At 66.7% G+C, this 2,597-nt stretch carries 2 protein-coding genes; both read right to left on the bottom strand.

Translation table 11 applies throughout. The features are described 5' to 3' along the window. Nucleotides 1-113: 113 nt before the first annotated feature. Nucleotides 114-878 (bottom strand): IS21-like element helper ATPase IstB, encoded by a 765-nt coding sequence (gene istB / locus EV666_RS18050; RefSeq protein ID WP_165910085.1) that lies wholly within the window; start codon nucleotides 876-878, stop codon nucleotides 114-116. A 12-nt stretch (nucleotides 879-890) separates the two neighbouring features. Beyond that, nucleotides 891-2,426, bottom strand: coding sequence for an IS21 family transposase (gene istA / locus EV666_RS18045; RefSeq protein WP_132011034.1), 1,536 nt, complete (start codon nucleotides 2,424-2,426; stop codon nucleotides 891-893). Between the last annotated feature and the right edge of the window lie 171 nt (nucleotides 2,427-2,597).

The raw sequence follows: 2,597 nt of genomic DNA, 5'->3' as shown, positions 1-2,597 counted from the left end.
TGCGGATTCCACGGATGATGGGCATCGATTCCACGCGATCGTGGGCATGGATTCCACGGCATCGTGGGCATCGATTCCACGCCTCGGGCAGCCTGGCCGACCCGCACATGGAGTCAGGCTTGCCCTTTAGGGTCAAGTGGATTCAGCCTGGTTGCACGCCTGCGCATGCTTTCACCCGCTAGCGTCAGGCGGTGGGCATTGTGAACGAGCCGGTCCAGTATTGCGTCGGCCAGTGTCGGATCGCCGATGGCCTCATGCCAGTGCTCGAGTGGGAGCTGGCTGGTAACGATGGTCGCGCTGCGGCCGTGGCGGTCCTCGAGGATCTCCAGCAGGTCGCGCCTCTCGGATAAAGTCAGGACGGCGAGCCCCCAGTCATCGAGAATGAGCAGGTCGGTTCGCGCCAGAGCCTTGAGCATCCGGGCGTGTCGTCCGTCGCCCCGGGCGATGGCAAGGGCCTCGAAGAGACGCGGCGCCCGGTGGTAGGCCACCACTCGCCCGTCACGGCAGGCTTTCTGGCCGAGCGCGCAGGCGATCCAGCTTTTGCCCAGGCCAGTGGGGCCGGTGATGAGCAGGTTCTCGTGGCGGGCGATCCAGGACCCGTCGACCAGGTGCGCCATCACGGTGCGGTCGATGCCGCGCGGGGTGCGCAGATCGAGATCCTCGACGCAGGCGCTCTGCCGCAGGGCTGCGGACTTGAGCCGGGCGACCAGCCGCCTGGCGTCCCGTTCGGAGGCTTCGCGATCGACCAGAAGGCCGAGCCGCTCTTCGAAGCCGAGGCTGTCGAAGGTGGCCGGGGCGTGGCGCTGCTCGTGCAGCGCCTTCGCCATGCCGGTCAACCCGAGGGCAGTGAGGCGCTCGGAAGTGGGGTGTGTCAGCAAGGTCCGTCTCCTTTAATGGTAATAGCCTTGGCCGCGGATGTTGGGGTGCTGCAGGGGAAGCTGCCCGGCCTCCTCAAGGAAGGCGCGGTCGAGCCCGCTCTGCAGGATTGAGCGGATCGACGCGACGGAACGCGCGCGGATGGACAGGCCTCTCCGGCAGGCCGCGTCGAGACGCGCCGGTTCAAAGCTCCTGGCGAGTGCGAGAACGCCCAGGCAGGTGCGAAAGCCCTGCTCGGGGTGGGGGCGATCGGCCATCACCGCTTCACAGAAGGCGGCGACCGATGGTCCGAGCTTCCCGGCCTGCGCCAGCATGCGCGCCGGCGTCCATTCGGCGTAGCGGCGATGCGCTGAGGGCATGTGCTCTGGCGCCGTGATATGGCTGCGCCGTCCCGGACTGCGGGCGTGGCTGGCAACCCGTTGGCCCTTGTGGAAGATCTCGACGGTTCCGCCGCAGATGCGTACATCCACCTCCTGGCGGATCAGCCCGAACGGCACGGAATACCAGCAACTGTCGACCTCGACGTGGTAATCCGGCGCGATGCGGGTGCGCTTCCAGCGGGCGAATACGTAGGGCTCCGGCGGCAGCGGCTGCAGGTTCGGCCGGTCGAGGGTGGCGAACAGATCGGCGCGGCTGGCGCCGTAGCCGCGCATCACGCGCATGTTCAGTTCGTTGACCAACTGACGGATTGCGGCGTTCATCTCGGCCAGCGAGAAGAACCGCCGATTGCGCAGCCGCGCCAGTATCCAGCGCTGGGCCACCTGCACCGCAACTTCGACCTTCGCCTTGTCGCGCGGCCGGTAGGGGCGCGCCGGCAGGATAGCTGCCCCGTAATGGCCAGCCATCTCGGCGTAGGTCCGGTTCAGTCCCGGATCGAACCGGTCCGCCTTGAACACTGCCGACTTGAGGTTGTCGGGAACCACCACCTTCGGCACGCCGCCCAGGAAAGCAAACATCCGGACATGTGCACCGATCCAGTCCTCGAGGCCCTCCGATGCGACGGCTTCCGCGTAGGTGTAGTTTGACGCCCCCAGCGCGGCGACAAACAGCTTCACCGCACGGACCTCGCCGGTCTTTGCGTCGACCAGATCAGCCGTGTCGCCCGCGAAGTCGACGAAGACCTTCTCGCCGGCCACATGCGTCTGACGCATCGAGGGGCGGACCCGGCCCTTCCAGGCCTCGTAGTGCTCGCAGAACCAGGCATAGCCGAACCCGAGAGGATGGGCCGCGCGGTATTCCTCCCAGAGCAAGGCGCGCGTGACGCCGGGGCGCCGCAGTTCCCTGTCGACCACGGACCAGTCAGGCACGGGACGTTCGTGATCCGGAACGGAAGGCGCCGCCGGGAACAGCAGCAACTCAAGGTCGTCGTCGGTCAACGTCTCGGGAAGCGGCCACGTCAGGCCGGCCCTTCGCGCCCGGCCCAGGTAGGCTCCCACGGTTCCTTTGCCCAGCCCGAGCGAGCCGGCGATCGTCCGCTCGCTCAACCTCTGGGCATATTTCAAACGCAGCACATCACGTATCACGCGCATCGACAGTCGTTCCGTTGGCATTCAGGTTCCCTCGCTTGAGCGAGGGAACCGTAGCTTCAGACTGTCGGCCAGAAATGCCCACGATCGCGTGGAATCGTTGCCCACGATGCCGTGGAAATGCTGCCCATGATCGCGTGGAACGCGCGCCCATCATCCGGTGGAATCAGTGCCCACCATCCCGTGGAACACGCA

It is taken from the genome of Camelimonas lactis, from assembly GCF_004342915.1.
In the GTDB taxonomy this organism is placed as follows: Bacteria; Pseudomonadota; Alphaproteobacteria; order Rhizobiales; family Beijerinckiaceae; genus Camelimonas; species Camelimonas lactis.
The sequence above is the reverse complement of the archived record's forward strand: the minus strand, read 5'-3'. Positions and strand labels throughout refer to the sequence as shown.